Origin of the sequence: Methylobacterium sp. 285MFTsu5.1, from assembly GCF_000383455.1 — a bacterium.
Classification (GTDB): Bacteria; Pseudomonadota; Alphaproteobacteria; order Rhizobiales; family Beijerinckiaceae; genus Methylobacterium.
The window spans coordinates 264,780-286,629 of sequence record NZ_KB911272.1 but is presented as its reverse complement, the minus strand read 5'-3'; the positions used below and the strand labels follow the sequence as shown (position 1 = coordinate 286,629).

21 protein-coding genes are annotated in these 21,850 nt (G+C 71.3%); 10 read left to right on the top strand and 11 right to left on the bottom strand.

Annotated features, from left to right (window positions below; genetic code table 11):
• The first annotated feature begins 162 nt into the window (after nt 1-162).
• Nucleotides 163-3,045, top strand: coding sequence for an EAL domain-containing protein (locus H288_RS0108200; RefSeq protein WP_020092111.1), 2,883 nt, complete (start codon nt 163-165; stop codon nt 3,043-3,045).
• A gap of 87 nt (nt 3,046-3,132) precedes the next feature.
• Here the strand turns inward: H288_RS0108200 and H288_RS0108195 are convergent, their stop codons facing one another.
• The 7 genes from H288_RS0108195 to H288_RS0108165 all read right to left on the bottom strand — a co-directional run bounded on the left by H288_RS0108195 (nt 3,133) and on the right by H288_RS0108165 (nt 9,603).
• The gene (locus tag H288_RS0108195; protein WP_020092110.1) at nt 3,133-4,515 is read right to left on the bottom strand and encodes a 3-deoxy-7-phosphoheptulonate synthase class II; all 1,383 of its coding nucleotides are present in this window, start codon (nt 4,513-4,515) and stop codon (nt 3,133-3,135) included.
• Between the two features lie 127 nt (nt 4,516-4,642).
• On the bottom strand, nt 4,643-4,960 hold the full coding sequence (locus tag H288_RS0108190) for an RNA polymerase sigma factor region1.1 domain-containing protein (protein ID WP_020092109.1): 318 nt from the start codon (nt 4,958-4,960) through the stop codon (nt 4,643-4,645).
• Nucleotides 4,961-5,015: 55 nt separating this feature from the next.
• On the bottom strand, nt 5,016-6,398 hold the full coding sequence (gene gor / locus H288_RS0108185; RefSeq protein WP_020092108.1) for a glutathione-disulfide reductase: 1,383 nt from the start codon (nt 6,396-6,398) through the stop codon (nt 5,016-5,018).
• Nucleotides 6,395-7,615, bottom strand: a complete 1,221-nt coding sequence (locus tag H288_RS0108180) for an O-antigen ligase family protein (RefSeq protein WP_026604770.1) — start codon at nt 7,613-7,615, stop codon at nt 6,395-6,397. The genes gor and H288_RS0108180 overlap by 4 nt, the downstream gene beginning before the upstream one ends.
• 42 nt (nt 7,616-7,657) lie before the next feature.
• Nucleotides 7,658-8,251 (bottom strand): DUF2059 domain-containing protein, encoded by a 594-nt coding sequence (locus tag H288_RS0108175; RefSeq protein ID WP_020092106.1) that lies wholly within the window; start codon nt 8,249-8,251, stop codon nt 7,658-7,660.
• A gap of 44 nt (nt 8,252-8,295) precedes the next feature.
• Nucleotides 8,296-9,009, bottom strand: a complete 714-nt coding sequence (gene rpiA / locus H288_RS0108170) for a ribose-5-phosphate isomerase RpiA (RefSeq protein ID WP_020092105.1) — start codon at nt 9,007-9,009, stop codon at nt 8,296-8,298.
• A gap of 129 nt (nt 9,010-9,138) precedes the next feature.
• The gene (locus tag H288_RS0108165) at nt 9,139-9,603 is read right to left on the bottom strand and encodes a hypothetical protein (protein ID WP_020092104.1); all 465 of its coding nucleotides are present in this window, start codon (nt 9,601-9,603) and stop codon (nt 9,139-9,141) included.
• A gap of 172 nt (nt 9,604-9,775) precedes the next feature.
• Here H288_RS0108165 and gph point away from each other — a divergent pair, with 172 nt between their 5' ends.
• Nucleotides 9,776-10,468, top strand: a complete 693-nt coding sequence (gph, locus tag H288_RS0108160) for a phosphoglycolate phosphatase (RefSeq protein ID WP_020092103.1) — start codon at nt 9,776-9,778, stop codon at nt 10,466-10,468.
• Nucleotides 10,469-10,472: 4 nt separating this feature from the next.
• Here gph and H288_RS0108155 read toward each other — a convergent pair whose 3' ends face one another.
• Nucleotides 10,473-11,627, bottom strand: coding sequence for an aminotransferase class I/II-fold pyridoxal phosphate-dependent enzyme (locus H288_RS0108155; protein ID WP_020092102.1), 1,155 nt, complete (start codon nt 11,625-11,627; stop codon nt 10,473-10,475).
• Nucleotides 11,628-11,810: 183 nt separating this feature from the next.
• Here H288_RS0108155 and H288_RS0108150 point away from each other — a divergent pair, with 183 nt between their 5' ends.
• From H288_RS0108150 to aat, 4 genes are all read left to right on the top strand, one after another.
• Nucleotides 11,811-12,593 carry a DsbA family protein gene (locus tag H288_RS0108150; RefSeq protein WP_020092101.1) on the top strand — a complete coding sequence of 261 codons (783 nt, stop codon included), beginning with the start codon at nt 11,811-11,813 and terminating at the stop codon, nt 12,591-12,593.
• A 156-nt stretch (nt 12,594-12,749) separates the two neighbouring features.
• Nucleotides 12,750-13,226 (top strand): acetyl-CoA carboxylase biotin carboxyl carrier protein, encoded by a 477-nt coding sequence (accB, locus tag H288_RS0108145; protein ID WP_020092100.1) that lies wholly within the window; start codon nt 12,750-12,752, stop codon nt 13,224-13,226.
• A 104-nt stretch (nt 13,227-13,330) separates the two neighbouring features.
• On the top strand, nt 13,331-14,683 hold the full coding sequence (accC, locus tag H288_RS0108140) for an acetyl-CoA carboxylase biotin carboxylase subunit (protein ID WP_020092099.1): 1,353 nt from the start codon (nt 13,331-13,333) through the stop codon (nt 14,681-14,683).
• A gap of 79 nt (nt 14,684-14,762) precedes the next feature.
• On the top strand, nt 14,763-15,446 hold the full coding sequence (gene aat, locus H288_RS0108135; protein WP_020092098.1) for a leucyl/phenylalanyl-tRNA--protein transferase: 684 nt from the start codon (nt 14,763-14,765) through the stop codon (nt 15,444-15,446).
• Nucleotides 15,447-15,470: 24 nt separating this feature from the next.
• On the opposite strand, the gene H288_RS0108130 is transcribed toward aat, so the two are convergent.
• Together H288_RS0108130 and H288_RS0108125 are read right to left on the bottom strand one after the other, a co-directional pair.
• Complete coding sequence (locus H288_RS0108130) at nt 15,471-15,836, bottom strand: hypothetical protein (protein ID WP_020092097.1); 366 nt, start codon at nt 15,834-15,836, stop codon at nt 15,471-15,473.
• Nucleotides 15,837-15,902: 66 nt separating this feature from the next.
• Nucleotides 15,903-16,109 carry a DUF2842 domain-containing protein gene (locus H288_RS0108125; protein ID WP_012319661.1) on the bottom strand — a complete coding sequence of 69 codons (207 nt, stop codon included), beginning with the start codon at nt 16,107-16,109 and terminating at the stop codon, nt 15,903-15,905.
• 210 nt (nt 16,110-16,319) lie between these two features.
• Here H288_RS0108125 and H288_RS0108120 point away from each other — a divergent pair, with 210 nt between their 5' ends.
• The 4 genes from H288_RS0108120 to H288_RS0108105 all read left to right on the top strand — a co-directional run bounded on the left by H288_RS0108120 (nt 16,320) and on the right by H288_RS0108105 (nt 21,260).
• Entirely contained in the window at nt 16,320-17,423 is a 1,104-nt protein-coding gene (locus H288_RS0108120; protein WP_020092096.1) for a COX15/CtaA family protein, read from the top strand.
• Nucleotides 17,424-17,573: 150 nt separating this feature from the next.
• Complete coding sequence (locus H288_RS0108115; protein ID WP_020092095.1) at nt 17,574-18,257, top strand: hemolysin III family protein; 684 nt, start codon at nt 17,574-17,576, stop codon at nt 18,255-18,257.
• 141 nt (nt 18,258-18,398) lie between these two features.
• Nucleotides 18,399-19,598, top strand: a complete 1,200-nt coding sequence (locus H288_RS0108110; RefSeq protein ID WP_020092094.1) for a glycosyltransferase family 4 protein — start codon at nt 18,399-18,401, stop codon at nt 19,596-19,598.
• A 144-nt stretch (nt 19,599-19,742) separates the two neighbouring features.
• Nucleotides 19,743-21,260 carry an undecaprenyl-phosphate glucose phosphotransferase gene (locus tag H288_RS0108105; RefSeq protein ID WP_020092093.1) on the top strand — a complete coding sequence of 506 codons (1,518 nt, stop codon included), beginning with the start codon at nt 19,743-19,745 and terminating at the stop codon, nt 21,258-21,260.
• Nucleotides 21,261-21,301: 41 nt separating this feature from the next.
• Here the strand turns inward: H288_RS0108105 and H288_RS0108100 are convergent, their stop codons facing one another.
• Nucleotides 21,302-21,655 carry a hypothetical protein gene (locus tag H288_RS0108100; protein ID WP_020092092.1) on the bottom strand — a complete coding sequence of 118 codons (354 nt, stop codon included), beginning with the start codon at nt 21,653-21,655 and terminating at the stop codon, nt 21,302-21,304.
• Between the last annotated feature and the right edge of the window lie 195 nt (nt 21,656-21,850).

Below are 21,850 nucleotides of genomic sequence, written 5' to 3'. Positions count from 1 at the left end.
GTGCCGAAGATTTCACCGATCGTGCGGTCGACTGTGCACGATCCGCCGATTGCTCCGTGACGGTCGCGCACAGCTGATCCGTGATCTGAGACAAGCCAGCTAATTGCCTCTTAACAAGTGACATTTATCGCTGGCCGGACGTGTGACCCAGCGACCTGTGCGATGCGAGATCCCGAGACACCGACGGCGTGCGCGGACCGAGCCGGGCACACCCGCGCGGCCGCCACGCGGACGGGCCGTATCACATCGATCCGCGCCGCGGTCAGCGTCGCCTTCCTCTGTGTCGGTCTTCTCCTCGGCGCGCTCGCGCTCTCGGCTGGTGTGGCGATCACGCAGGTCGGCACGCTCGTCACACGGACCTACGACGAATCCCTGACCTCGATCAGCTTCGCCCGCGCGGTGGCGGCCGACTTCGCGAAGATGCGCGCTGCCCTCGTCCGGCGGATGCAGACCGGCGACGCTGCCGAGGTGGCGAAGCGGGATGCGGACATCACCGACCTCTCGGCGATCCTGGCCGAGGATCTCACCATCGCGGCCGAGCGGGCCCAGTCCGAGCGGGCGGCGCGGACGGCCGAGGCCGTCCAGACCAGCGTGGCGTCCTGGGAGAGCCTGCGCCGCGCTTTCGATCCCGTGACGGTGCGGCCGGATCAGAAGGCGTCTCTCGAACGGCAGGCCGACGCAATCGAAGGCCAGATCGATCTCCTGATCAACGTCATGGCCGGCGACGGCTTCACCTTCCGACAGGCTGCGCGGCAGCGCGTGCGGGGCGTCGTCCGGTGGCACGCCATCGCGGCGGCCCTCGTGATCATCGCCTGCGGGCTGATCGCCTGGCTGCTCACCCGCCACATCGGCGGATCGGTCGGCGCGGCGGCCGAGGCGGCCGAACGGATCGCGGGCGGCCAGCGCGACGATCGGATCCCCACCGGCGGCCGCGACCGGTTGAGCCGGCTGCTGAACGCCGTCGCGGCGATGCGGTCGACCATCCGGGCTCTCACGCTCCGCGAGGGCAGCCAGCGCCGGGGCACCGAGACGCAGGTGACGGACGCGCTGCAGACAGCACGGGAAGGCGTCGTCGTGGTCGATGCCGACGGCCGGATCACCCTGGCCAACGCGCAGGCCCTGCGCTTCTTCGACGGGCTCGACGCTGCCATCGAGGCCGGTCTGTCGCTGACGAAGGTTGCGCACGAGCCGCAGGACTACCGCTCGGATGTCCCGGAGGATCGCTTCGGAGCCCTGGCCCGGGACGGCGACGTCCGGTTGGCCGACGGCCGCTGGCTGCGGGTGAGCCGCACCGCGACCCGGCAGGGCGGCTTCATCGCGGTGTGCAGCGATATCAGCCTGCTCAAGGAGCAGGCGCATTTCCTGACCCGGACCAACCTGCGCCTCGATGCGGCCCTCGACACCATGTCCCAGGGGCTCTGCCTGTACGACGCGCAGCATCGGTTGATGGTGGTCAACCGGCGCTACGGCGAGATCTACGGCCTGCCGCCCGGCACGGTCGTACCCGGCATGACGGCCCTCGAGGTCCTGAGCGCCAGTCTCGCGGCCGGCAACCATCCCGGCTGCGATCTCGAAGCGCTGCTGCGCCAGCAGCGGGACGCCTTCAGCAACGGCGTTTGGCAGACGCATTTCCAGGAGCTGAGCAACGGCCGCATCGTCGCCATCGACCGGCGCGAGGCCGCCGATGGCGGCTTCGTGGCCACCTACGAGGACGTCACGGAGCGCCGCCGGGCCGAGGCTCGCATCGCCTTCCTGGCGCATCACGACCTGCTGACCGGCCTGCCCAACCGGGTGGCTGTGGGGCAGCAGATCGACGTGGCCGTGGCGCAGGCCGGGCGCGACCAGGGCTTCGCGGTCTTCGCCATCGACCTCGACGACTTCCGGCCGGTCAACGAGACCCTGGGCCACGGGATCGGCGACGAGCTGCTCGTCGCGGTCGCGAATCGGCTCACCGCCTGCGTGCGCGAGATCGACTGCGTCGCGCGCCTAGGAGCCGACGAGTTCATCGTGGTCCAGCGCGGCGTCGACCGGCCCGAGGACGCCGCCATCCTCGCCCGCCGCATCATCGAGGTGGTCAGCGCGCCCTACAGCCTCGCCCACCACACGATCAGCGTCGGGCTCACCATCGGCATCACCCTCGCCCCGAGCGACGGGTCGAACGCCGACAAGCTCCTGAAGAACGCCGAGGTCGCCCTCGACCGGGGCAAGGCCGAGGCGCGCGGCGCGTTCCGCTTCTTCGAGCCGGCCATGGATGCCCGCCTCAGGGCCCGGCGGATCATGGAGCGCGACCTGCGCGACGCGCTCGCCCGCGAGGCGTTCGAGGTCTACTACCAGCCGATCTACAGTCTCGAGACGGACCGGATCTGCGGCTTCGAGGCGCTGCTGCGCTGGAACCACCCGGTCCGCGGCTTCGTCTCGCCGGCCGAGTTCATCCCGGTCGCCGAGGAGCTCGGGCTGATCGTGCCGCTCGGCGAGTGGGTGCTGCGTCGCGCCTGCGAGGAGGCCGCCCGCTGGCCGGACGAGCTCAAGGTCGCCGTCAACGTCTCGGCCGTGCAGTTCACCTCGGCGAGCCTCGTGACCGCCGTGCGCGAGGCGCTGCGGCGCAGCGGGTTGCCGGGCCGGCGCCTGGAGCTGGAGATCACCGAGACGGTCCTGGTGGCCAATCCCGGTGCGACGACGGCGATCCTGCATAGCCTGCGCGCGCTGGGCGTGCGCGTGGCGATGGACGATTTCGGCACCGGCTACTCGTCGCTCAGCTACCTGCGCTCCTTCCCGTTCGACAAGATCAAGATCGACCAGTCCTTCGTGCGCGACCTGTGCGTGAAGGACGGGACCGATTTCATCGTTCGGGCGGTGATCGGCCTCGGTGCCAGCCTCGGCATGACGACGACCGCCGAGGGCGTCGAGACGGAGGCGCAACTCGCGCAACTGCGCGCCGAGGGCTGCGACGAGGTCCAGGGCTACCTGTTCAGCCGCGCCGTCCCCGTCTCGGAGGTCGCCTCGGTCATCCGCCGCTGGAACGGCACGCTCCGGGCGATCGCCTGACCATCGTGGCGTCCGGCGGTGCGCGCCGCCCCCGCGAGGGGACAGCGCGCGTCGTGGGCTGATCGGATGACCGGTCGGAGATCCGCCCTACTCGGCCGCGTCGAGGCGCGGGCGCTCGATGTGGCTGCGCTCGGCCTTGACCAGCTCGGCCGTGCGGAACGCCACCTCCAGCGCCTGCTCCGCGTTGAGACGCGGGTCGCAGTAGGTGTGGTAGCGGTCCTGCAGGTCGTCTGCCGTCAGGGCCCGGGCGCCGCCCGTGCACTCGGTCACGTCCTTGCCGGTCATCTCCAGGTGGATGCCGCCCGCGAAGGTGCCCTCGGCGCGGTGGACGCCGAAGAAGCCCTCGATCTCCTGCATCACCCGCTCGAACGGCCGGGTCTTGTAGCGGCCGGCCGGGATCGTGTTGCCGTGCATCGGATCGCAGATCCACACGACCGAGCGCCCTTCCCGCTCGACCGCCCGGATCAGCGCCGGCAGGTGGTCGCCGACCTTGTCGGCGCCGAAGCGGCAGATCAGGCTGAGGCGCCCCGGCTCGTTCTCCGGGTTAAGAAGGTCGATGAGCCGGATCAGGCCCTCCGCCTTCATGGACGGGCCGCACTTGAGGCCGATCGGGTTCTTGATGCCGCGGGCGTACTCGACGTGGGCGTGGTCCGGCTGCCGGGTCCGGTCGCCGATCCACAGCATGTGGCCGGAGGTCGCGTACCAGTCGCCGGTCGTCGAATCGACGCGGGTCAGCGCCTCCTCGTAGCCGAGCAGCAGGGCCTCGTGACTGGTGTAGAAGTCGGTGGTCCGCACCTCCGGATGGGTCTCCGGATTGATGCCGATCGCCCGCATGAAGTCGAGCGCGTCGGTCATGCGGCCGGCGACGTCCTGGTAACGCGAGGATTGCGGCGAATCCTTCACGAAGCCCAGCATCCAGCGATGCGCATTCTCGAGGTTCGCGTAACCGCCGGTTGCGAAGGCGCGCAGCAGATTCAGCGTCGCGGCCGATTGCCGGTACGCCTCGAGCTGGCGGCGCGGATCCGGCACCCGCGACTCCTCGGTGAAGCCGATGCCGTTGATGATGTCGCCCCGGTAGCTCGGCAGGCTCACGCCCTCGAGGGTCTCGGTCGGCGACGAGCGCGGCTTGGCGAACTGCCCGGCGATGCGCCCGACCTTCACCACGGGCGAACCGCCCGCGAAGGTCAGCACCATCGCCATCTGCAGGAACACCCGGAAGAAGTCGCGGATGTTGTCGGCAGAGTGCTCGTCGAAGCTCTCGGCGCAGTCGCCGCCCTGGAGCAGGAAGGCCTGGCCCGCGGCGACGCGCCCGAGCGCGGCCTTCAGCTTGCGGGCCTCACCGGCAAAGACCAGCGGCGGAAAGCTCGCGATCTGCGACTCGACGGCACCGAGGCTGGCGGCGTCCGGATAGGTGGGGACCTGCTCGATCGGCAGATGTCTCCAGCTCTTCGGTGTCCAACGCTCGCCCATGGTCTCTCTCCGCGCACCTCTTCGTGCGATCGCGCCTACGCGCGAAGCGCGGCTTATAGAGAGGTTCCTCTACACTGGCGAGTGCCGTGAACCGGGGGGCAGGCGCGTCCCGGATTCAGGTCTCGGGTCAGGCCTCGCCGTCCTCGACCTCGATCCCGTGCTCGGCCAGAATCCAGAAGATCGCCTCCAGATCCTCGGCCGAGACGTCCCGGGGCGGCAGCGCCTCCTCCAGGTCGTCGTAGGTCAGGTTGCGGCTGCGCTGCGCCTCAGCTTTGGCGAGGAGGCGGTCGATCGCATGCCGGATGTCCGGGGAAAGGGCCTCGTGGCTCGGCGGCCGGTGGAAGGCCGGCCGCAGGGCGTCCTCCAGCAGGCCGTCGATGATCGCCTGCCGCCGCGCGTGCGCGTCGTCCTCGCGTCGTCCCTTGCCGGTGCCCTGCTTGCCCATGACCCTGATATGGCTCGGTCGCGCACCGCGTCGAGCCCCGGCCGCGGCGCAGGTCTCAGCCGACGCCGACCGGGTGCTTGGTGACCTCCGGGACCCGCATGGTCACCAGCTCCTCGGCGGCTGTCGGGTGGACCGCGATGGTCCGGTCGAAATCGGCCTTCGTGGCGCCCATGGTCACGGCGATGCCCACCGCCTGGATCACCTCCCCGGCATCGTGGCCGAAGATGTGGACGCCGACCACGCGGTCGCTGGCGCAGTCGACCAGCACCTTGATGAAGATCCGCTCCTCGCGGCCGGACAGGGTCGCCTTCATCGGGCGGAAGCGCGCCTTGTAGACGTCGATCTTGCCGTAGATCGCCCGGGCGGCCGCCTCGTTGTGGCCGACGACGCCGATCTCGGGGGTCGAGAACACCGCGGTCGGGATCAGGCGATGGTCGACGCAGGCCGGCTTGCCGCCGTAGACCGTGTCGGCGAAGGCGTGACCCTCGCGGATCGCCACCGGCGTCAGGTTGGCGCGGTTGGTCACGTCGCCCACCGCGTAGATCGACGGCACCTTGGTCTGCGAGTAGGCGTCGACCGGGATCGCGCCGGCGGCGTCGGTCTCTATGCCGACCCGGTCGAGGCCGAGGCCCTCGACGTTCGGCCGCCGCCCCGTGGCGACGAGCACCTCGTCCACCAGGATCTCGTCGCCGTCGTCGAGCTGCGCGCAGAGGTCGCCGTCCCGGCGCTCGATGCGCCGCAGCGTGCGCCCGAGCCGCAGGTCCATGCGCTGGGCGTAGGCTTCGGCCAGAGCGTCGCGGATCTCGTCGTCGAACCCGCGCAGCAACCTGTCGCCCCGGTGCAGCAGCGTCGTGCGGCTGCCGAGCGCCGCGAAGACGCCGGCGAACTCCACCGCGATGTAGCCGCCGCCGATCACCAGGATCCGGTCCGGCAGGCGCTCCAGCTCGAACACCTCGTTGGAGGTGATCGCTAAGTCGATGCCCGGCACCGCCGGCTCCTTCACGGGGTGCGCGCCGACCGCCACCAGGATCCGCTCGGCCCGGATGGTGCGGCCGGACGCGACGAGGCGGATCGTGTGGGGATCCTCGATCACCGCCCGCTCGGGTACGATCTCGACGCCGGCGCGGATCAGGTTGGTGTCGTAGATGCCTTCGAGCCGGGTCACCTCCGCGTCGCGCCGCGTCTTGAGCGTGCCCCAGTCGAAGCGGGGCTTATCCACCGTCCACCCGAAGCCCGCGGCGTCCTCGAACTCGTCGGCGAAGCGGCCGGCATAGACCATCAGCTTCTTCGGGACGCAGCCGCGGATCACGCAGGTTCCGCCGACCCGGTACTCCTCGGCCAGCATCACCCGCGCGCCGTACCCGGCCGCGATCCGCGCCGCGCGGACACCACCGGACCCGCCGCCGATGACGAAGAGGTCGACGTCGAACGCGCTCATGCCGGACCGTCCCGCTCGGATCTCACGATCGCGCCGCCCCGAGGGGCCGCGCGCATCCAGGTGATGGCAGCGCCGAGCCCCGCCGTCCACCACGCGGCCCAGCCGTTGTGCTCGACGAAGGCGATCGAAGCCGCGCAGGCCACGAGGCCGAGCGCCGCCGCGCGGTCCGGCCGCGGCAGCCGCGCGATCCGGGCGAGCATCAGCATCGCGGTCAGCGCAGCGAGGATCGCGCCGGGCAGGCCGAGTTCGGCCCAGACCTGCAGGAAGCTGTTGTGCGGGTGCCCGACCCCGAGGAGAACGCGCATCTCCGGCGGCACCGTCTGCGCGACGGCTGTCTCGGCGAAGCGCGCGCTGGTGCCGACGCCCGCGCCGCGCCAGGGATCGGCCGCCACCGCGGCCCCGAAGCTGCGCGCGATCGCGACTCGGGCCCGGGACGAGGACTGGACGAGGCGCTCGTGGGCGGCCTCCGGCATGGCGCGGGCGAGGAGGTCACCCTCGACCGGGGCGAGGACCAGCGCGAGGCCGAGACCGAGTCCGGCGAGGCCTATGCCGACCCGCCTGGGCAGCGAAAGCGCGAGGGTCGCCATCGCGGCGCCCGCCAGGAGACCGAGCTGGGCGGCGCCGCTGATCGAGCGGACCACGCCGAGGCTCGCGAAGGCGAGCGTCGCGGCGGCGAGGCCGCGGGCGCGGTCCTTCCAGAGGACGAGGGCCAGCGGGCCGGCCACGAGGTCGAGGGTCAGGGCCGGCCGGTTGTGCACGAAGGCCGCGACCCGGCGCCCGAGGGCTCGCTCCAGGGCCAGATCCGAGGCGAGATCCACCGCGATCAGGAGTCCCGCCAGCGCGATCGCGATCGCGCCGAGCCGCGGCGCGAAGGCCGGGATCCGGCCGGGCGCGAGGCAGGCCAGCAGGTAGGCGGCAAGCAGCGTCGGGATGAATTCGCCCAGCACCCGCAGGGAGGCCGCCTCGAACGGGCTCCAGGCCAGCGAGACCAGCGCCCAGGCCAGGAAGGCGAGCGCCGCCCCGGCGAGCGGCGTCCGCAGCGGGGACAGCAGCGCGCGGCGCAGGGCGGACGCGTCCTCCGCCCATCGTCCGGCCAGGAAGGCGAGCGCCGCCAGCCCGACGACCAGCGGGCTCGACCGGTTGGCCAGCACCATGGCGAGCGGCATGGCCGCGAGGAGCGCGCCGCCCGCCGCGTACATGCGGCCGGCCGCTCTCATGGACGACCTCTCACGGCGATCCGCCCCCGGGAGCGGCTGCCCTCACTGCATCTGGTGTCCGCGCTTGCCCATCTCGGCACGGACGCGGACCATGACGTATTCGGAGACGTCCTGCGTCCAGTCCTGCATCTCCTGCACCATCTCGTCGAGGAGCTGCGGCTGCGCCTCGACGTAGTGCTTGCCGGCGGGCGAGCGGAAGAAGGTTGCGATCTCCTTCAACTCGGTTTCCGAGAACTTCGACGCGTAGGTGCGCGCCGCGATGTCGATCATGCGCTGCTTCTGCAGTTCCATCTCCGGCTGCAGGGAGGCCAGGACCTCCTCGAGGTCCTTGGACAGCTCGGGACGGGTGACCGCCTGCTTGCGGATCTGGTCGGCGAAGGCCGGCAGCACCGAGTCGAACGACCGGGCGATGCCGGAGCTGAGCATCACCTCGCGGGCCAGGGCGAGGTGGGCCGGCGTGTAGGTGGCCGCGGCCGGGCTGTTGGCCGCGGGGGCGCCGGCGGCCGGCTGCGCCGCCGGCTTGGCCTGCGCGGCCTTCTGCGGCTGCGCGACCGCCGCGTGGGGGAGCGCCGGGAGCGCGAGGCCGAGCGCGAGGCTGAGCGCGAGGCCTGGCACGGCGGTGAGGCGACGGGACATGCTGGACTTTCTTGCGAGGATGGCCGGCGATGGAGGGCGGCGCCTCAGGTGAGGCTGCCGAGAACGGTGACCTCGGCCTGCCCGTCCCGCGCCGCCGCCAGGATCGCGGCGTCGGCGATGCCGAGGAACAGACCGTGCTCGACGACGCCCGGCACGGCCCAGAGGGCGGCGCCGAGGGCCTCCGGATCAGGAATCGCTCCGAGGCGCGCGTCGAGGATGTAATGGCCTCCGTCGGTGACCAGGGGCTTGCCATCCGTCAGGGCGCGCAGCCGGACCTCGCCGGAGCAGCCGGTCCCGGCGATTGCGGCCTCGACGGCCCGGTGCGTGGCCTTGAGGCCGAAGGGATTGACCTCGATCGGGAGCGGGAAGGCGCCCAGCCGCGCCACGTGCTTGGCCGCGTCGGCGATCACCACCATGCGATGGCTCGCGCAGGCGACGATCTTCTCGCGCAGGAGTGCCGCGCCGCCGCCCTTGATCAGGCGCAGCCGGTCGTCGACCTCGTCGGCGCCGTCGATGGTCAGGTCGAGCTCGGGCTGCTCGTCCAGGGTCGCGAGGCGGATGCCCAGGCCCTCGGCCTGCGCGCGCGTGGCCTCGGAGGTCGGGACGCCGACGATGTCGAGGCCGGCGCGGACGCGCTCGCCGAGGAGCGCCACGAAGGCCGCCGCCGTGGAGCCCGTGCCGAGGCCGAGCCGCATGCCCGGTTCGACGAGGTCGAGGGCGCGGGCGGCCGCGGCCCGCCGCAGGTCCGGCCCACTCACCGGGACACGGCCCGGTCGGCGAGGGGGAGCGAGGGAGCGCGGGTCATGGGCAGCCGGTCTTTCCGTGGGCGTCGGGCGGCCCCTAGCACGGGACCGGGCCGACCGGAACGCCCCGCCCGCACGGCCGCGTCACGGACGGCCGCCCTGTGTCGGGGTGGCGCTGGCGCCCGCGCGACCCGGGGCCGGACCGGTCAGCGGCGCGTCGGACGCGCCCTCGGCGCCCGGCTTGCCCTGCTGGGTGCAGACGACCTGCTCCTTCTTCACCAGCACGAAACAGATGCTCATCTCGCCGGTGCGGTAGTTCACCCGGAAGACGCCGGCCTCGCGGGTATGCCGGCTCGCCACCAGCCCGTATTCGGACGGGGTCTGCGGCCCGGCGCCCTCTCCCGATCCGAAGCAGACCGTCTGGCCGATGCCGCCCGCCGATTCCTGGAGGCCGTACTGGCAAGAGGTCACCTCGCCGGTCACCTTGTCGACTCGGTACATCCGGTTCAGGTCGGTCTGCGGGGCGGGCACGAACTCGAAGGAGGTCGCCGCCGCCGGCAGGGCTTGCAGCGCGGCGCAGGCGGCCAGGAGGGGCAGGAAGAGTTTCATCGCGGGTCCCGGGGCTGGTACGCGCTGCCTTTCGCTGCGCTTTCGGGCGAGTCTGGGGCGCCCGGTGAGACGATCCGCGCATCCGCCGTGCTGCGCCGGTCGGCTTGCCCCGGGTGCCCGGCCCCGATAGCGACGCCGTTCGAGATCCCGCCGAGCACGGAACCGCCCAGGCATGTCTACCGAATCGACGCGCAAGCCCCCGATCGCCGTTTTCGACCTGGACGGGACGCTCGCTGAGACCGCGGGCGACCTTATCGGCACCCTCAACGTGCTGATGAAGCGCGAGGGATTGGCCGAGCTGCCCCTCTCGCAGGCGCGCGGGCTGATCGGCGCCGGCGCCCGGGCGCTGATCCGGCGGGGTTTCGAGGCCGAGGGCCGGCCACTCTCGCCGGAGGACCACGACCGGCTGTTCGACGCCTTCATTGCCCATTACGGGGCGCACCTCGCCGACACGTCCCACCTCTTCCCGGGCGTCGTCGAGGCGCTCGACGCCCTCGAGGCGGCGGGTTTCCGGCTCGCGGTCTGCACCAACAAGTACGAGGGGCAGTCGGTCGAGCTGCTGCGCCTCCTCGGCATCGGCCACCGCTTCGCGGCGATCTGCGGTCGGGACACCTTCCCGCAGTCGAAGCCCGACCCCCGCCACCTGACCGGCACCATCGCCCGCGCCGACGGCGATCCGGCCCGCGCCGTGATGGTGGGCGATTCCCGCACCGACATCGACACCGCCAAGGCCGCCGGGATCCCGGTGGTGGCGGTCACCTTCGGCTACACCGACCGCCCGGTCGCCGAGCTCGGGCCCGACCGGGTGATCGAGCACTTCTCGGAGCTGGTCGAGGCGGTCGGCGCGCTCGTGCCGGTGGCCTGACCTGTCAGCGCAGCCACGCCTTCAGGCGCCGCGCCGCCTCGCGGCACTCGGTCTCCGAGCCCGCGAAGGAGAAGCGGACGTGATGGTTGCCCACGTCCGGATCGAAATCGAGGCCCGGCGTCGCCGCGACGTGCGCCTCGTCGAGCATGCGCCGGCAGAAGTCCGAGGCGTCGTTGGTGAGGTTCGAGACGTCCGCGTAGAGGTAGAAGGCGCCGTCGGCCGGGTGGACGCGGCCGAGGCCGAGGGCCGGCAGCGCGTCCAGGAGGATCGCGCGGTTGCGTGCGTAGCCGTCGCGAACGGCGTCGAGTTCGTCCGTCGCATCGAAGGCCGCCAGGGCGCCGACCTGCGACAGGTACGGCGCCGAGATGTAGAGGTTCTGGGCCAGCCGCTCGATCGGGCGGACCAGCGCCTCCGGCACGACCATCCAGCCGACGCGCCAGCCGGTCATGCAGTGGTACTTCGAGAACGAGTTGATCACGACCGCGTCGGGGTCGAAGCGCAGGGCCGTGACGGTGGGCTCGCCGTAGCTGAGGCCGTGATAGATCTCGTCGGAGATCAGCGGCAGGCCGAGGCCGCGCGCCGCCGCGCAGAGATCCTGCAGGGCGCCCTCCGTAATGACTGTGCCGGAGGGGTTCGCCGGGCTCATCACCAGTGCCCCGGAGACTGGCGCGCGGGCGTGGGTCTCGCGCAGCAGGGCGGCGGTCGGCGCGAAGCGGTCCTCGGCGCGCAGCACCATCGGCGCCGGCACGAGGTCGAGGGCGGCCAGGATGCTGCGATAGGCGGGATAGCCGGGCTGCGGGACGGCGACCCGGGCGCCGGAGTCGAACAGGCTCATGAAGGCGAGGATGAAGCCGGCCGAGGATCCGGTGGTGATCACCACGTGCTCCGGGCTCACCGCGACGCCGTGCCGCTCCGCGTAGTCCCGGGCGATGCGGGCGCGCAGGGACGGCAGGCCCAGGGCCTCGGTGTAGGGCACGCGGCCGGTCGCGAGCGCCCCCTGCGCGGCCGCGATGACCGCCCGGGGCGCCGGCGCCGACGGCTGGCCGACCTCCATCCGCACCACGTCGCTGCCGGCCCGCGCCTTGGCGGCGGCGGCGGCCATGACATCCATCGCGAGGAACGGCTGGACGGCGGCGGCGCGCCGGGAGATCGGGATCATGGGGTCTGCTCTGAGCCGGACGACGCTGGAGCCTCCGGGGGTTAGACGCTCCCCCTTCCCGCCTCAAGCCGGCGGCGCACGCCGCCCTCGCCGCGGGAATTGACCGGACGCCGCGAAAACGCCTAACCCAGCCCCTACCGCTCGCGCCACGCGCGGGCCGCCCCGCCGCGCAAGCGAGGATCTATGCCCTTCATCCGCCCCCTGCCCGCGCTGGTCCTGGCGCTCGGCCTCGTCGCCGTCCCGGCCCTCGCGCAGACCGCGACGCCCCCCGCCGCGCCGTTCACCGACGCGCAGCGCGCCGGCATCGAGGCGATCGTCAAGGACTACCTGATCAAGCATCCCGAGGTGCTCCAGGAGGCCCTCGCCGAGGCCGAGAAGCAGCAGGCCGAGACGCAGCGCCTGGCCCAGGCCGCCGCCCTCAAGGAGTCGCGCGAGGCTCTCCACAACGGTCCCCACGACGTCGTTGCCGGCAACCCGTCGGGCGACGTCACGCTGGTCGAGTTCTTCGATTACAATTGCGGCTACTGCCGCAAGGCCCTGGGCGACATCCAGGCGCTGATCAAATCCGACCCGAAGCTGCGGGTGGTCATCAAGGACTTCCCGGTCCTCGGCCCGGAATCGCTGGAGGCCAGCCAGGTCGCCGTCGCGGTGCGCCAGCAGCTGAAGGGCGACAAGCTGTTCGAGTTTCATCAGAAGCTTCTGGAGACCAAGGGCCGGGTGAACGGCGCCCGCGCGATCCAGGTCGCCAAGGACATGGGCGTCGACACGGCCAAGCTGCAGAAGGACATGGCCTCCCCCGAGGTGAAGGCCGCGCTCAGCGAGAACCGCGGCCTCGGCGACCGCCTGGGCCTGTCGGGCACGCCGGCTTTCATCATCGGCGACGAGGTGATCCCGGGCGCCGTCGGCGTCGAGCCGATGCGCAAGACCATCGCCGACGTGCGCCAGTGCGGCCACGCCTCCTGCTGAGCTGACGGATCGGGCCGAGGAACCCCGAAGGCGGTCCGCGCAGCCTTGTCGCGCCGGGGCGCCTTCGTCTAAGAGCCGCCAGCCGCAGGGCCGCGGTGGGGTCCAGGGCCGAGCCCGGATGTACGCACCGACGTGCCGCGAGACGAAGTAGGCCGGATGCCAAAGAACGACGCCATCGATCCCGAGCTCGTGCGCGAGCTCGCCAACCTCGTGACCGAGACCGGCCTGTCCGAGATCGAGGTCGAGAAGGGCGACCTGCGCATCCGCGTGGCGCGGCGGCTCGAGCCCGTGAGCGTGCAGGTCGCGGCGCCCGCGCCGCTCGCGGCCGTCGCCCCGCCTCCGGTTTCCGCGCCCGCCGCGTCGTCTCCCCTCGCCCCGGCCGAGCCGGCCCGCGCGCAGCCCGGCACCGTGCCCTCGCCGATGGTCGGGACCGCCTATCTCCGCCCCTCGCCCGACGCCAAGGCCTTCGTGGATGTCGGCTCGACGGTCGCGGTCGGCGACAAGCTGCTGCTGATCGAGGCGATGAAGACCTTCAACGAGATCGTGGCGCCCCGCGCCGGCACGATCAGCGCCATCTTCGTCGAGGACGGTCAGCCGGTCGAGTTCGGCGAGGCCCTGCTCGTCATCACCTAGGACGTCCGCCGGGCGCCCGCCGCCCAGTCCCGGACGACGCCGCAACACGAGAGGATAGAGCATCCTGCGCGGTCCGGGATCGCCAGGACGCCCTAACGGGTCCGATGTTCGACAAGATCCTGATCGCGAACCGCGGCGAGATCGCCCTGCGCATCCTGCGGGCGGCGAAGGAGCTCGGGATCGCTACCGTGGCGGTCCACTCCACCGCCGACGCGGACGCGATGCACGTGCGCCTCGCCGACGAGAGCGTCTGCATCGGGCCACCGGCCGCCCGCGACAGCTACCTCAACATCCCGTCGATCATCGCGGCCTGCGAGATCACCGGGGCCGATGCCGTGCATCCCGGCTACGGCTTCCTGTCGGAGAATGCCCGCTTCGCCGAGGTTCTGGCCCATCACCAGATCGGCTTCATCGGACCCAAGGCGCAGCACATCCGCACCATGGGCGACAAGATCGAGGCCAAGCGCACGGCGCTGAAGCTCGGCATCCCGTGCGTGCCGGGCTCCGAGGGTGGCGTCGACGACATCGACACGGCCAAGCGCGTGGCTGCCGGGATCGGCTACCCGGTGCTCGTCAAGGCGGCGGCTGGCGGCGGCGGCCGCGGCATGAAGGTCGCGCGCTCCGAGGCCGACCTCGAGCAGGCGATCGGCATGGCCAAGTCCGAGGCCAAGGCCGCCTTCGGCGACGACGCGGTCTATCTCGAGAAATACCTGGAGAAGCCCCGGCACATCGAGGTGCAGGTGCTCGGCGACGGCCGCGGCGGCGCCGTGCACCTCGCCGAGCGCGACTGCTCCCTCCAGCGCCGACACCAGAAGGTCTGGGAGGAAGGCGGCTCGCCGGCCCTCAACGAGTCGATGCGCGCCGAGATCGGCGGCATCTGCGCCAACGCCATGAAGGAGCTCGGCTACCTCGGCGCCGGAACCATCGAGTTCCTCTACGAGGACGGACGCTTCTACTTCATCGAGATGAACACCCGCATCCAGGTCGAGCATCCGGTCACCGAGATGATCACCGGGATCGACCTCGTCATCGAGCAGATCCAGGTCGCCTCGGGCGGCCCGCTGTCGGTGAGCCAGGCGGACATCAAGGTCGAGGGCCACGCCATCGAGTGCCGGATCAACGCCGAGCACCCGGAGACCTTCCGGCCGTCGCCCGGCGAGATCACCCACTACCACACGCCCGGCGGCCTCGGCGTCCGGGTCGATTCGGCCGCGTTCCAGGGCTATCGCATCCCGCCGAACTACGATTCGCTGATCGGCAAGCTGATCGTCCACGGCCGGACCCGCAACGAGTGCCTGATGCGCCTGCGGCGCGCCCTGGACGAGTTCGTCATCGACGGGATCGACACGACGCTGCCGCTGTTCCGGACGCTGGTCCGCAACCCGGACGTGCAAAACGGCCTTTACGACATTCACTGGCTGGAGCATTTCCTGGAAGACGGCGGCATGAAAGCCTGACCGGACCTGGGCGGGGCTGCGGCGAGCGCGGCGCGCGCGGGATCTGGTCTTCGCGCCGTCCGCGCGCGACATTCACGGCATGCACGACACCGCCCGCGTGGACATCACCCCTGAGATCCTGCTGAAGGCCTACGCGGCGGGCATCTTCCCGATGGCGGAGGATGCCGACGATCCCACGCTCTACTGGGTCGAACCCAAGGCGCGCGGCGTTCTGCCCCTCGACACGTTCCGCGTTCCCCGGCGCCTCGCCCGGACGGTGCGGTCCGACCAGTTCGTGGTCCGCTGCGACACCGATTTCGACGGGGTGATCGACGGCTGCGCTGCGCCCCGGCGGGACAGCGAGCGCACCTGGATCAACGGGCGGATCCGCGAGCTCTACGGCGCCCTGTTCGACATCGGCCACGTCCACACGGTCGAGGTCTACGCGGGCGCGGACGGCCGGCTCGTCGGCGGCCTGTACGGCGTCTCGCTGGGGGCGGCCTTCTTCGGCGAGAGCATGTTCCACGAGGTCCGCGACGCCTCGAAGGTCGCCCTCGTCCACCTGATGGCCCGCCTGCGCGCCGGGCGCTACCGGCTCGCCGATACCCAATTCGTCACCGACCACCTGTCGCAGTTCGGTGCCGAGGAGGTGCCGCGCCACGTCTACAAGCGCCGCCTTGCCGAGGCCCTCGATCAGGTCGCCGACTGGAACGTCTGGCCCGGCGACGGTTCGGTTCCGGGTACGCGGGTCCTCGAGGCGCTCGAAGCTCCGGATCGCCGTTAGTGCAGTGACGCGGGCCGGTGGCCGCTAGCGCCGACGCCGGTGGCGATAGCCGGTCGAGAACGAGGCGTATTGACGGCCGCGCACGGACCGGTAGCGTCGACGCCGGCTGGTGCTGGCCTCGACCGTCTCCTCCACCTGCGGGATCGGCTCGGCCATGGCCGCCGCGGGCGTTGCCGCCATGGCGACCGCCGTATCGGCCGAGGCGTAGCCCCCGGCGACGTTCTTGGCCGCCGGTCCGAACATCGCGAGACACTGGTTGTAGGCGAGGTCGTTCTTGAGACGCTCGCATTCACCGATGGAGCGCGGTGTCCCCTGCGCCAGGGCCGGCAGGGGCGCGAGCAGCACGACGAGAGCGGCCAGCGGCTTGAGGCAGAGAGTCGGGCGGTGCACGGAGGGGGTCTCGAGCGGCGACGGCAGGCTTGTGATCCCCGAGTGCGGCGAAATCGAGGGTTGGCCTCAGCGATCGGGTCGCTCCATCCACCGGATCAGCGGCATCAGTGGGAAGATCCACGCGATGCCGAGGATCGAGTAGATCACCGCCTGCACCGCCGCCGGCGTCTCCGAGATGCGGCTATCGGCCAGGGTCATCGCCAGCGGCCCGTAGAGGCAGACGAAGACCAGGATGGCGAGAGTGCCGATCAGGGTCCGGGTGCGGCGGCGCATTGCTGTGTTCCTGGACCGTGCCTTCGGACTGTGCTCCTGGTCCCGCGGGCGGCGCCGCGGGCTCGGACGGGCGACGGCTACCTTCCCGGAACCCGGTTGGCAACGCGCCCGCTGACGCGGGCTGCGGCGCCGGCGCCGTTGATGGGCGACCGGACATCCCCTAACCCGGGCACTGCGGGGGGCATCCCGGCATCCGCGGAAGGGACGTGCATGGACATGAGCGGCGCGGGCGACCGGCGGTCGGGGGCGGTGCGAACCTGGCTCTACGTGGTCGCGGCCCTGGTGGTCGCCATGGTGGCGGTCGGCGGTGCGACGCGGCTGACCGGGTCCGGCCTGTCGATCACCGAGTGGCGCCCCGTCACGGGCGCGATCCCGCCGCTGACGGAGGCAGACTGGGCGGCCGAGTTCGCCAAGTACAGGGACACGCCGCAATACAACATCCTCAACCAGGGGATGGGATTGTCCGCCTTCAAGGTGCTGTACGGCTGGGAATGGGGCCATCGCCTGCTCGGCCGGGTGATCGGCCTCGTGTTCTTCCTGCCGCTGATCGTGTTCTGGTGGCAGGGCCGGATCAGCCGGCGGCTCGGCCTCGGCCTGCTCGGTCTCGGCGCGCTCGGCGGCCTCCAGGGCGCCATCGGCTGGATCATGGTCGCCTCGGGCCTCCAGCCGGGCATGACGGCCGTGGCGCCGCTCAAGCTCGCCCTGCACCTCACCACCGCGAGCCTGATCCTGGCCGGGCTGGTCTGGCTGGCCGCGGGCCAGCGCCCCGGCGTCTTGGCGCCCGCCCCGGCGCGCCTGCGGGCCACGGCCCTGCTGCTGCCGATCCTGGTCCTGGTGCAGATCTTCCTGGGTGGCCTCGTCGCCGGCTCGCATGCCGGCCTCGTCTACAACACATGGCCGACCATGGACGGCCACCTCGTCCCGCCGCTGGACAGCCTGTTCGCGATCCGGCCGTGGATCGAGAATTTCATCGACAACCACGCCTTGGTTCAGTTCGACCACCGAGTGACGGCCTACCTCGTCTTCGTCGTGGCGGTGCTGCACGCCGTCGACGCCCGGCTCACCGGCCCGAAGAGCGCGGCTGGGCGGGCCACGGGGGTCGTCATCCTCGTCCTCGCCCAGATGGCGCTTGGGATCGCGACGCTGCTCCTCGCCGTGCCGCTCTGGGCGGCGCTCGCGCATCAGGTGCTCGCCATGGCGGTGCTCACGATGGCCACCGTCCATGCCCGCCTCGGCCGGGGATCCGGCCTGGTCGAGCCCGCAGCCGCCGAGCCGCCGCTGGGCTTCGAGGGGCTCGCCGCCGGCCGCATCTAGGCTCTCGTGCGGTGCAGCGGCCTTGCTGCGCCGCACGAGACTTTTACCGCTTTCAGTGGAACCTTGGGATAACTCCCCATCAGCAATCTGCACATGGAACGACTAATACTTCTCAAGCTTTAAGCTGCACGCGTTGCAGGAGGCTTCAAGATGTCTCTCGCGGAGGATGGTCGACCGCTCTCCCTGACCTGGCACTACACGCCGCGGGAGATCATGGCGGATGGCGTGATCCACGGTCTCGGCGTGGTGCTCGGCCTCGCCGGTGCCGTTGCCCTGGTGGCGACCGCGGTCACGGCGCATCTCGGGCTCGGCGAACGTGCGGCCGTTGTCGTGTACGCCACGGCCCTCGTCCTGATGCTCGGCGTCTCGGCCGTCTACAATCTCTACCCTGTGAGCCCGCGCAAATGGCTCCTGCGCCGCGCCGATCACGCGCTGATCTACCTGATGATCGCCGGGACCTACACGCCGCTGGTGGCCCTCGTCGGGTCGGGCCCGCGGGCCTACGCGCTCCTGGCGATGATCTGGGTCGTGGCCCTCATCGGGATCGCCGTGAAGCTGTTTCTGCCGGGCCGGTTCGACCGCCTGTCGATCGGGCTCTACCTGTTGCTCGGCTGGAGCGGGTTGTTCGCCTACGAATCAGTGATCGCGGCGCTTCAGCCGACCGCCCTGTGGCTCTTGGGAATGGGCGGAGCGCTCTATTCGATCGGCGTCGTGTTCCACATCTGGCGGACCCTGCCCTTCCAGAACGCGATCTGGCACGGCTTCGTCCTCGCCGCCACGGCCTGCCACTACGGGACGATCTGGGCCAGCCTGAACGGCTCGCCGATGACGTAGCGTTGGGATCGATTGCGATCGTGCGCGTAAAATTCCGGTTACCGTCCTGATGGAAAGGTCGAGACGCGGCGACCTGCTTTAAGTTTCCTGCGACCACGGGTGAACCACAACCTAGGGACTGATATTCCCGGGAGCTGGACCGTGGTCCCGAAGACGAACGACTCTGGCATCGCTCAGCGTTACCGGATCCTGCACGTGTTCCGCGCGCCGGTGGGCGGCTTGTTTCGGCACGTGATGGATCTCGCTCGCCTCCAGGCGGCCGCGGGGCACCATGTCGGTCTCATCTGTGATTCCAGCACCGGCGGCGACCGCGCTGCGGGCGCCCTGGCGGACTTGGTGCCCTGCCTGGACCTCGGCCTTGTCCGGCTGCCGATGCGCCGCAATCCGCATCCGTCGGACTGGTCCTGCCTCCGGGCCGTGGCGCAGAGGGCCGCGGAGGTCGGCGCGGAGGTCCTGCACGGACACGGCGCCAAGGGCGGCGCCTATGCCCGGCTCGCCGCGGCAGGTCCGGCGATCCGCGCCTACACGCCGCACGGCGGCAGCTACAATTACCGGCCAGGCAGCCCGCTGCACCGCCTCTACATGGGTGCCGAGGCGGTGCTCGCCCGCCGCACCGACGCGTTCCTGTTCGAGAGCGAGTACGTCGCCGGCCGCCATCGTAGCTTCGTCGGCGGTCCCGAGCGGGTGACGCGGATCGTGCACAACGGCATCGCCGAGGCCGAGTTCGCGCCGCTGGACCGCGTCGCCGAGCCCTTCGACCTGCTCTACGTCGGCGAGCTGCGGGAGGCCAAGGGCCTGCCCTACCTGCTCGAGGCCCTCGTCCGGCTGCGGGCCGAGGGCCGGGCGCTGCGCCTGCTCCTCGTTGGGTCGGGACCGGATGCCGAGATCCTTCGCGACACTGTGGCGCGGCTCGGCCTCGCCGACGCGGTGGCGTTCGAGCCGCCGCAGGCGATCCGCTCCGTGCTCGCCCGCGGGCGGATCCTCGTCGTCCCGTCGCTCGCGGAGTCGCTGCCCTACGTCGTGCTAGAAGCTGCCGCGGCGGCGCAGCCCCTGGTCGCCACTCGGGTCGGCGGAATCCCGGAGATCTTCGGCGCGGCCGCGCGCGACCTCGTGCCGTCGCGCGACCCGGCGGCGCTCGTGGAGGGGATCCGACGGGTCCTCGACGCCGCGCCGGAGGCCCTGGCCGAGCGGACGCAGAGTCTGAGCGCCTCGATCCGGCAGCGCTTCTCCCTGGAACGCATGGGCAGCGAGGTGATCTCCGGCTACGCCGCGGCCTTCGAGGCCCGCGCGGAGCGCCGCGATCCCGCACCGCGCGCGATCGCCGGAGCCCGGACCGCCTGACGACGAGACCATCAGCAAGAGGAACGGGGGCCTGTGCGCCGCGGTGGAAAAGGCGGCGGCGCCCGCGCTCTTAAATGTTCCCACAATGCCCCGTGCCAGGGTTTCGCCGAGGCAGCGACCGCAAGGCTCGGGGGGAGCCGATCGATGAGCGCGTTCGACATTCGCGATCTTCTTGAGGCCGCCGTCCCGATGGAGGCGTCCTCGACCCCGGCCGCGGGCAGCGTGCCCCTCGCCGAGACCGCCGTCCCCGGCCCGACGGCGATCTCGCCCGTCGTGGTGGCCGGTCTGGTGCGCGGGCTGGAATGCGCGCTCATCTTCGGCTTGGGCGCATTGCTGCACGTGCTGATGCTCCGCGGCCGCGTCCCGTTCGGACTGACCTACGCGGGCGCGATCGGCATGATCGCGGTGATCACCGTGACGCTGATCCAGGCGTCCGGCGGCTACCGGGTCGCTGCCTTCCGGAGCTTCTTCAAGACCGCCGTCCGGCTGATCGCGGCGTGGTCGATGACATTCTTGATGGTCGCCGCCGGCCTCGTGCTGGCCAAGGTCGCCGACCACTACTCGCGCCTCTGGCTCGCGACCTTCTTCGGCACCGGCCTCGCGATGCTGCTGGTCGGCCGCTTCGTCCTGTTCCGCATCATCGATGCCCAGACCCGGGCAGGACGGTTCGACCGGCGCACTGCGATCGTGGGCGGCGGACAGCCCGCGGAGGACCTGATCGCCGCCCTGGAGACGCAGAGCGAGAGCGGCATCCGCATCGTCGGGGTGTTCGACGACCGCAATGCCGATCGCTCTTCGGACGTGGTGGCGGGGCACCCGAAGCTCGGCAACGTCGACGACCTCGTCGCCTACGCGCGGCACGCCCGGCTCGACCTGATCGTCTTCACGATCCCGATCACCGCGGAGGCCCGGATCCTCCAGATGCTCGCCAAGCTCTGGGTCCTGCCGATCGACATCCGCCTCTCGGCGCACGCCGCAAAGCTGCGCCTGCGCCCGCGCAGCTACTCGTATCTGGGCTCCGTCCCGGTGCTGGACGTGTTCGACCGTCCGATCGCCGACTGGGACGTCGTGGTGAAGGCGCTGTTCGACCGCTGCGTCGGCCTGATGATGCTGCTGGCGCTATCGCCGCTCATGCTGGTCATCGCCCTCGCGGTCCGGCTGACATCGCGCGGGCCGGTGCTGTTCCGGCAGAAGCGCCACGGGTTCAACAACGAGCTGATCGAGGTCTACAAGTTCCGCTCGATGTACGTGGATCAGTGCGACGCCGGCGCGGCCAAGATGGTGACACGGGGCGATCCCCGGGTCACGCCGGTCGGGCGCTTCATCCGGAAGACCTCGCTCGACGAGCTGCCGCAGCTGTTCAACGTGCTCAAGGGCGACCTGTCGCTGGTCGGCCCGCGCCCGCACGCGTTGCAGGCCAAAGCCGCCAACACGCTCTACGACCAAGTGGTCGACGGGTACTTCGCGCGCCACAAGGTCAAGCCCGGCATCACCGGATGGGCGCAGGTCAACGGCTGGCGCGGCGAGACCGACACCTCAGAGAAGCTGCAGCGGCGCGTCGAGCACGACCTCTACTACATTGAGAACTGGTCGGTGCTGCTCGACCTGCAGATCCTGCTGACCACGCCGTTCGCGCTGTTCAAGACCGAGAACGCCTACTGAGAGGAAGGGCCGGCACCGGAGCGGTGCCGGCCGGAAGCCCACTACGGCAGCGCGCCGGCCTTCTCCTTGGCCTTCAGGATCGTGTCGCGGCAGCCCTGGGCGTCGCCGGCCTTGTCCTGCTGGCGCGCCTGGGCGACCAGCTTCTTGGCCTCCTCCACGCCCGAGGCGGTGGGCTTCACGGCGGCGTCCGACTTGGTGAGCGCTGGCGGCGTGTCGAGCGCCTTGGGCGAGTTGGAGGACGTGGTGCCGCCGGGCGGGGTCGTGCCGGTCACCGAGGCGGCGCCGGCACTGTCGAGCCGCCGCTGCAGCGTGTCGACCTCGTCGGCGCACGGGGTCGCCAGGGCCGGCGTGGCGGCCGCCAGGGCCAGGGCTGCGACGGCGAAACGGATGATCATCGAGACGAGGCTCCACGGTGTCGGGATGCGGCCGGCGCCGACCCCTCATGCGTGAGCGGGCGGTGATGCGCCGGTGCGGCTACCGGGGAGACGCCGGGCGAACGGGCCCGTTCCCGAGACAGGAGGCCGCATGCGGTAGCGCGGAAACGCGACGGGCGCCCCGCGCGGCCTTCTGGCCGCGGGAGGCGCCCGCCT

Coding starts and splice junctions, on each gene's coding strand:
- H288_RS0108120 (WP_020092096.1), top strand. CDS start 16,320: ATGGACATGAGCGGCGCGGGCGACCGGCGGTCGGGGGCGGTGCGAACC.
- H288_RS0108125 (WP_012319661.1), bottom strand. CDS start 16,109: ATGCGCCGCCGCACCCGGACCCTGATCGGCACTCTCGCCATCCTGGTC.
- H288_RS0108150 (WP_020092101.1), top strand. CDS start 11,811: ATGCCCTTCATCCGCCCCCTGCCCGCGCTGGTCCTGGCGCTCGGCCTC.
- accB (WP_020092100.1), top strand. CDS start 12,750: ATGCCAAAGAACGACGCCATCGATCCCGAGCTCGTGCGCGAGCTCGCC.
- H288_RS0108155 (WP_020092102.1), bottom strand. CDS start 11,627: ATGATCCCGATCTCCCGGCGCGCCGCCGCCGTCCAGCCGTTCCTCGCG.
- H288_RS0108195 (WP_020092110.1), bottom strand. CDS start 4,515: ATGGGCGAGCGTTGGACACCGAAGAGCTGGAGACATCTGCCGATCGAG.
- H288_RS0108100 (WP_020092092.1), bottom strand. CDS start 21,655: ATGATCATCCGTTTCGCCGTCGCAGCCCTGGCCCTGGCGGCCGCCACG.
- H288_RS0108200 (WP_020092111.1), top strand. CDS start 163: ATGCGAGATCCCGAGACACCGACGGCGTGCGCGGACCGAGCCGGGCAC.
- H288_RS0108175 (WP_020092106.1), bottom strand. CDS start 8,251: ATGTCCCGTCGCCTCACCGCCGTGCCAGGCCTCGCGCTCAGCCTCGCG.
- gph (WP_020092103.1), top strand. CDS start 9,776: ATGTCTACCGAATCGACGCGCAAGCCCCCGATCGCCGTTTTCGACCTG.
- H288_RS0108105 (WP_020092093.1), top strand. CDS start 19,743: ATGAGCGCGTTCGACATTCGCGATCTTCTTGAGGCCGCCGTCCCGATG.
- gor (WP_020092108.1), bottom strand. CDS start 6,398: ATGAGCGCGTTCGACGTCGACCTCTTCGTCATCGGCGGCGGGTCCGGT.
- H288_RS0108165 (WP_020092104.1), bottom strand. CDS start 9,603: ATGAAACTCTTCCTGCCCCTCCTGGCCGCCTGCGCCGCGCTGCAAGCC.
- aat (WP_020092098.1), top strand. CDS start 14,763: ATGCACGACACCGCCCGCGTGGACATCACCCCTGAGATCCTGCTGAAG.
- H288_RS0108115 (WP_020092095.1), top strand. CDS start 17,574: ATGTCTCTCGCGGAGGATGGTCGACCGCTCTCCCTGACCTGGCACTAC.
- H288_RS0108180 (WP_026604770.1), bottom strand. CDS start 7,615: ATGAGAGCGGCCGGCCGCATGTACGCGGCGGGCGGCGCGCTCCTCGCG.
- H288_RS0108190 (WP_020092109.1), bottom strand. CDS start 4,960: ATGGGCAAGCAGGGCACCGGCAAGGGACGACGCGAGGACGACGCGCAC.
- accC (WP_020092099.1), top strand. CDS start 13,331: ATGTTCGACAAGATCCTGATCGCGAACCGCGGCGAGATCGCCCTGCGC.